9 protein-coding genes are annotated in these 6738 nt (G+C 33.2%); 8 read left to right on the forward strand and 1 reads right to left on the reverse strand.

Going from position 1 to position 6738, the window contains the following annotated elements; translation table 11 throughout:
* Positions 1 to 19: 19 nt before the first annotated feature.
* Positions 20 to 835, forward strand: coding sequence for a hypothetical protein (locus tag BLW23_RS16345; protein WP_093671740.1), 816 nt, complete (start codon positions 20 to 22; stop codon positions 833 to 835).
* A 146-nt stretch (positions 836 to 981) separates the two neighbouring features.
* Here the strand turns inward: BLW23_RS16345 and BLW23_RS16350 are convergent, their stop codons facing one another.
* Positions 982 to 1308 (reverse strand): helix-turn-helix domain-containing protein, encoded by a 327-nt coding sequence (locus BLW23_RS16350; RefSeq protein WP_093671742.1) that lies wholly within the window; start codon positions 1306 to 1308, stop codon positions 982 to 984.
* Between the two features lie 142 nt (positions 1309 to 1450).
* Between BLW23_RS16350 and BLW23_RS16355 the strand changes: the two genes are divergently transcribed.
* The 7 genes from BLW23_RS16355 to BLW23_RS16385 form a co-directional block, all read left to right on the forward strand.
* The gene (locus BLW23_RS16355) at positions 1451 to 2989 is read left to right on the forward strand and encodes a hypothetical protein (RefSeq protein WP_093671744.1); all 1539 of its coding nucleotides are present in this window, start codon (positions 1451 to 1453) and stop codon (positions 2987 to 2989) included.
* 183 nt (positions 2990 to 3172) lie between these two features.
* Positions 3173 to 3979, forward strand: a complete 807-nt coding sequence (locus tag BLW23_RS16360; RefSeq protein ID WP_093671746.1) for a tyrosine-type recombinase/integrase — start codon at positions 3173 to 3175, stop codon at positions 3977 to 3979.
* Positions 3891 to 4175: a tyrosine-type recombinase/integrase gene (locus BLW23_RS16365; protein ID WP_093671877.1), complete on the forward strand. Its 285-nt coding sequence runs from the start codon at positions 3891 to 3893 to the stop codon at positions 4173 to 4175. Before BLW23_RS16360 ends, BLW23_RS16365 begins: the two co-directional genes overlap by 89 nt.
* A gap of 150 nt (positions 4176 to 4325) precedes the next feature.
* Entirely contained in the window at positions 4326 to 4910 is a 585-nt protein-coding gene (locus BLW23_RS16370) for a site-specific integrase (protein WP_093671748.1), read from the forward strand.
* Positions 4911 to 4983: 73 nt separating this feature from the next.
* Positions 4984 to 5217 carry a hypothetical protein gene (locus BLW23_RS16375; protein ID WP_255362815.1) on the forward strand — a complete coding sequence of 78 codons (234 nt, stop codon included), beginning with the start codon at positions 4984 to 4986 and terminating at the stop codon, positions 5215 to 5217.
* Between the two features lie 28 nt (positions 5218 to 5245).
* On the forward strand, positions 5246 to 5470 hold the full coding sequence (locus BLW23_RS16380; protein WP_255362816.1) for a type II toxin-antitoxin system RelE/ParE family toxin: 225 nt from the start codon (positions 5246 to 5248) through the stop codon (positions 5468 to 5470).
* 886 nt (positions 5471 to 6356) lie between these two features.
* A partial coding sequence (locus BLW23_RS16385; RefSeq protein ID WP_317039332.1) for an RHS repeat-associated core domain-containing protein occupies positions 6357 to 6738 on the forward strand: 382 nt, incomplete at its 3' end.

The following is a 6738-nucleotide window of genomic DNA, read 5'->3' on the forward strand; positions in this document are numbered from 1 at the left end:
ATTAGAATATAGATGTATTATGAAGTTGACTACAAAAATACTTGAATATTTAAAAATAGATAAGAGATTAATTTTATTGTATAAAAAGGAAATAGATATTCCTATTGTGGATGATTCTTTTGAACCATTTACTGATGAGTGGTTTGAACATCCTCCTATGTTAGTACCTTTGTTTGTAGATTATGATTTACCATTATTGAATGGATTAATTGTTTATCCTTTTTCTGAAAAAAAAAATAGTTTAGGGTCTTTTTATTTAGAATCTGATCAAATTATTGAAAAAGCCAGGACAATAGATCAATTTGTAACATCTATGATTGTTGAAATGATTGTTGCGGCAGGAGGGATGCAACCAGAGATAGAGGAGTTTTGTGAAAATCTAGGGTACAATAAAAGAAAAGAGGTTAATGATTTTGTTGAGAAATATGGGAATATTCCTAAATATTTTGGAGAACTTATTTTTTTTACAAATGAATTACCACTCTATTATTGTAAGGACATAGAGAGTTATAAAGGAGATTATTTATCATCTAAAGGCTTACTCAATTTTTCTGTTTTGGAAAAGTCTAACCCCTATGAGCTTTATGATCAATCTTTACTGAGTAATTTAGATGATATACCAAAATGGTTAGATGGATCTTATGATTCCAAAGTTCTATTTAATAGTTATATGGAAATAGGAGATTTAGAGAAAGCTTGGTATGTGTTAAATTCTAAAGACTTAGATGTTCAAGATATTGCTAAGGGGTTAATGAAAATGAAATCAGTTACTGAAAATAGAATTTTTAATTTAATTGCTGATAATTGGTTGTTAGGTTATAATACGAAGTATTAACTCCACACCTTGACATTTAGCGTCAGCGTAATGGCAAGTATTAAAAGAAAGTATAATTAAATAACGAGAGTATTATTAGCCATTTATAATGGCAAAACGATAAGTTTAAAAGAAGCTACCTTGCATTAAATTGTGAGGTAGTTTTTTTATGTAATAGATTTAAGTTTTACATTTTTGATAAGAGCATCAAGAGTATATAGTATATGTTCTTTATCTTTATTATCCATTTGCTGTACTTCAATAACTCGTTTTAGAATAGAGTTATCAACTTTTACATTTACTTTTCCTAGTAAGAAATCAAGGCTAACGTCAAGTACATCTGCTATTTTAGCAGCTACCTCTATAGATGGTTTTACTTCGTCTCTCTCATATCTTCCAATAATATCTCCAGAAGTACCAGCTCTCTTACCTAATTCATTTTGTGAGAGCTTTAATTGCTTACGTAATTTGGTGATGTTATATCCTAAAGTCATACTTAAAAGTAGTTGAAATGCTATATTTTATAAGGTTTTTACAAATATAGATGATATAAATATCATAACAAAGATATATAAAGCTTGTTTAAAACTGATAAATGTTTTAGTTTTGTGATAAATAAGTCAGAAATTAAAACTTATGAACAAACTTAATACCAATAAGGCAAACGACTATGTATATAAAACCAAGGAGGTAGAAATCCATGTTTTAGGCGGTTTACAACTCCATAAATTAGAAAGTTTACGAGTAACCTTAAGTATTGAGAAATTGCAAAAAGGAAAGAGCGTATTAAATGTACTACGTCAGAGTGTAGATTTATACAACGATAACCAAGTAGAAAAGCTAGTTCGCAAATGTGCAGAACGTTTAGAGATAGGCACGAGTATAATTAGAAAAGCTTTACAAGAAGTTACCAAGGCTCTAGAGAGTTACAGGTTTTTACTAAATGAAAAGCAAACGGAAAACCAGAAACCCTATACCAAACAACTTACGAGTATCGAAGAAAAAGCAGCTATTAAATTTTTACAATCAAAAAACCTATTAGAAAAAACGAACGAGTACATTGGTAAAAGTGGTGTTATCGGAGAGCATGTCAATCGCTTGCTGATGTATCTGATTTTTACCAGTAGAAAAACTAATAATCCATTGCATTGTATAAGCTTGGGGAGTAGTGGGGTAGGAAAAACCCATTTACAAAGTAAAGTAGCAGAACTGATACCAGCGGAGGACAAAGTAGAAATCACGGTGCTAAGTGCCAATGCGTTTTATTACTTCAATCGTACAGAACTACAACATAAACTCATTTTAATAGAAGACTTAGACGGCGCAGAAAGTGTGCTGTATCCACTACGAGAATTACAAAGTAAAAAGAGAATTACCAAAACCGTAGTTCACAAAGACCGCAAAGGCACTACCAAAACGATACACCTAACGGTTGAAGGCCCTGTAAGTGTTGCAGGTTGTACCACCCAAGAAAGTATTTACGAAGATAACAGCAACAGGAGCTTCCTGCTCTACATTGATGAAAGTGAGGAGCAAGATAGAAGAATAATGAACTACCAACGCACCGTGTCGGCGGGACAGGTAAATGAAGAAGAGCAATATTTATCGGCGGAGATTCTCCGCAATGTGCAGCGTGTATTACAACCGATAAAAGTGATCAATCCTTATGCTTTACACTTATCGCTACCATCTTCAGTATTTAAACCAAGAAGAACCAATGCCCACTATTTACAATTTATAGAAGCGATTACTTTTTATAAACAGTGGCAACGAGAGAAGCAATACGATAAAGACACAGGAGAAGAATATATAGAAACAGAGATCGAGGATATTGAGGAAGCCAACGAACTCATAACAGAAGTATTACTACGAAAAAGCGATACGATCACAGGAGCTTGCAGAAATCATTTAGAAAACTTAAAAAAGTACCTCCAAGAAAACAACCAAACTACATTTACTAATACAGAAATCCGCAGACGTTTACGGATAAAACAAACCACCTTACAACGCTATAACAAACAACTTTTAACAGAAGGTTATATTAAAAAGATTAAAGGGGAAAGAGGGCAAACCTATCATTTTGAGATTATCAATGTTAATGAATATCAAGAGCTTAAAGCGCAAATAAACACGGCTTTACAAAACTGTTTATCCAATATCAACCTAACCACTTAACCATAGGGTAACCACTACTAAAATGGTTAAGTTAATTAATAGTAAATCAATGTTTTAGATAATCCTAACCACAAGAACCCGAAAAACACATACCCAATAAAAATTAATGAGATAGTATTTTATAAAAATGCGTAATCGAATTAATCCCGAACTCGATTCGGGAACTAATACCAAAGGTAAATTATGAAACAACTCCATTTAGATACGCACAGTTATAAGGTTTTAGTACAAGACTTTAAACAATGGTTAGATGTTTTAGGTTATGCAGAGAGTACGGTGTATAATTTGCCGATTCACTTACGAGAGTTCTTTCATTACTTAGAAAATAAAAATATAAATAAGCTTAACCATATACAAACCAAACACATCACGGATTATTACAATTACTTAAAATCACGTACGAATCAAAGACGAGGGGGAGGGATTAGTAACGGACATTTAAACAAACACCAACAAGCGTTGTTTAAGTTCAGAGAATACCTAAAAGCACATAACCATAAAGGGATTAACGTTCATTTAAAACGAGAAACGGGTAACGCTAGAGATATGTTAAGTGTACTAACACAAGCAGAAATAAAAGAGCTATTTGCAGCGACTAAATCTAGCAATCCAGATGCAAAAATACGGTATAGAGACAAAGCCATTTTAGTATGTTGTTACAGTTGTGGATTACGTAGAAATGAGTTGATACATTTAGATGTAAAAGACATTCTTTTTGACAAACAGCGATTATTTGTAAGTAAAGGAAAGAACTATAAAGAAAGGTTCGTTCCGCTTAACAGGCATAGCTTGGAAATATTAGAACACTATGTGTTTGATTGGCGAACAGCGTTTTACAAATACAAGGAAACAGAAGCATTGTTTATCAATTACAGAGGCGGAAGATTACAAGGAATGAGTTTTGCCAATCGTTTTAAAGGCTATTATAAAAGCTACAGAAAACGACGATTTACAAGAGCGTACTATTACACTTCACAGCTTACGTCATAGTATAGCTACGCATTTACTAGAACAAGGGGCAGATATTGAACAAATCAGCACTTTTTTAGGGCACACATCATTAGAATCTACCCAAATTTACACTCATTTTTTAGAATATACAGGCGATGAACACGTACAAGAATTACTTAGAAAGCAAAGGTTACAACAACAAAACTATCCTAACATACCAAAGAAGCGTTACTAGATTTACTAGATGGTGCACCGCTTACGGAACAACCCCCGAAAGTATAGAGTATAAAACCTTTTAAAATATATCGAATATTTACGAAAAGGGAATGTAAAAGCAAGAACCTTAAAAACCTATATTGGTAATCTTAAAATCTACTTTGATTATTTGGTGTCAGAACATTACAGGCTACAGAATATCATAAAAGACCTGCATATAAAAGGCGTTAAAAAATCCATCAAAAAGAACTTTTTAGAGTTCGAAGAATTAGAAGATATTTATTACAGTTATCCAATAAGTAAAGGAAACGAACTTGTAAGAAAGCGTAATAAAATTATTGTAGGATTATTGGTGTATCAAGGCTTAAATACACGAGATTTACAATTACTAGAAGTAGAACACATACAACTTTATAAAGGCAAAATAGCCATTCCGGGAACACGAAAAAGCAACACAAGAGAACTAGAATTAAAAACTTGGCAGTTAATGGAATTTATGGAATATATTAATGCTGTTAGATCAGAGATTTTAGAGCGAACCGATAAAGAAACCGAACAATTATTATTGCCAATGGGAAAAAGCAGTAACCTACACGGTGTATTAGCTAAAATAACCAAAGAGTTAAAAGCAATCAATAACAGTTTTACGGATATCAAACAATTAAGAACTAGTATTATTATAAGTTGGTTAAAGAATTACAGTTTACGAAAAGTACAATACTTAGCAGGACACAAAATACATCAGTTCTACTGAAAGATATGTGCAAGACGATTTAGAAAGTTTACACGAAACCATTAACACCTATCATCCTTTTAGCTAATATCATATGGAACAGAAATTGTATATTGTATACGTAAAAACACGAATGTTATGGATTTATCATCAAGAAAATATCACTTTTATACAAGAGCTAATTAATGTTGATAAAGAAAACATTATGGATGCTTTAGAACGTGTTTTAAAAAGAGAAAAAGAAGCACATCAGGAAATCTCCACTGCACATAAAAAAGAGTTAGACAATCGTTTAGAAAGCTATAAAACAACCCATCGGATTTACTAGACTGGGATACTGTAAAAAACGATTGGTAATGAGTTATACAATTAAATTACTGCCTGTTGTATATAAAGACTTACAAAAGGCGAAAAAGTGGTATAACAATCAGCGAGAAGATTTAGGAGAGGAATTTAAACTAGAAGTTAACAAGGAGTTCGCTTATATAAAAGGATATCCAGAACAACTACCAACAGAAATACAAAGAATTACGTCAATCTTTAGTTACTCGTTTTCCCTACGCTATATTTTATTTAGTTGAAGAAGACAAGAAACGAATCGTTATTTTTGGTGTATTGCACACTCGAAGAAATCCAGAAATAGCAAGAAAACGAATACCATAAATCCAATCATAACGCAGAGATCCCCACAACATAAAACCCAGTTTTTTGCCGAAAAAAGCAAAAATCCTCTGTCTTTTATGTTGTTCCGCACGCCACCGCCCTGTAATTTTTGACTTCCCACCGCAAAAACAGCACTTTGTTTTTTTACATTATCCACCGCTCATTCCACGCACAAAAATGCGTTAGCACAACATTTTTGTACGCTCCATTAATCCAATAAAAAAACAAATAGCTGTCGCCTTCGCACCAAGCCAAAAATCACCCAAAGCTATATTTACATAATAGAAGTTATAGTAGCAAACGGCGCTTTTTAAAGGATTGCTTCGCAGGGTTATGCATTTTGTAGCTATAACTGCTATTATGCAAAATAGCCGCAAGGCAGCCGCGTTGGGTCTCTCCCGAAAGAATCGGGATCGGAAGTTAATTTTTACTTCGTAAGCCACCGCTTCGAATTTGCCTAAAAAAGACTTCACAAAAAGCCGTCAAGCGAAAAAGCTTGTCTTACTTCTTTGCTTGTTTTTTTACACAACTCGTGCCTTCAAAAACGAAAAACAAGCCATTCCACAAAGGGTTGAAAATCTACGCACCGCCAGCCTCTTTTTAAACCCTTTACGGAACGTTAACAAAGGTAACAACTTGAAGAAAAGTTGTTACCTTATACTACTTATGGAAAGGCTAAAAAACAGTATATTCGCAGGTAAGTAAACGTTCTTTAAAATATTTTTTAGTAGCTGAGAAAGGTAAGGTATGCGCAGAAAAAAGTGATTTTTTGCTAAAAAGCGCATAGACTACTATCCCTTTGGTATGCTCGTACCTAATAGGCATGGGCAGGCAGATTCTTATCGTTACGGCTTCCAAGGACAAGAAAAAGATGATGAAGTAAAGGGGGAAGGAAACTCGATTAACTATAAGTATAGAATGCACGATCCAAGAGTGGGGAGATTTTTTGCTACAGATCCATTGGATTATGAATATCCCTTTTATACACCATATCAGTTTAGCTCTAATTCTCCTATCCATGCTATTGAATTGGAAGGATTAGAATCCGAGAATATTTTAAATGAAGCGGAGAAATATTTGGGAACACCATACGAGTATGGTGGGAAAAGACCACATAAAGATATGATAGGATTTACTAATGTTAAAAGTAATAGAGAGAAATGGTTAAAATGGACTCCTCATCTTT

The sequence above is a fragment of the Tenacibaculum sp. MAR_2009_124 genome (assembly GCF_900105455.1).
Lineage (GTDB): Bacteria > Bacteroidota > Bacteroidia > Flavobacteriales > Flavobacteriaceae > Polaribacter.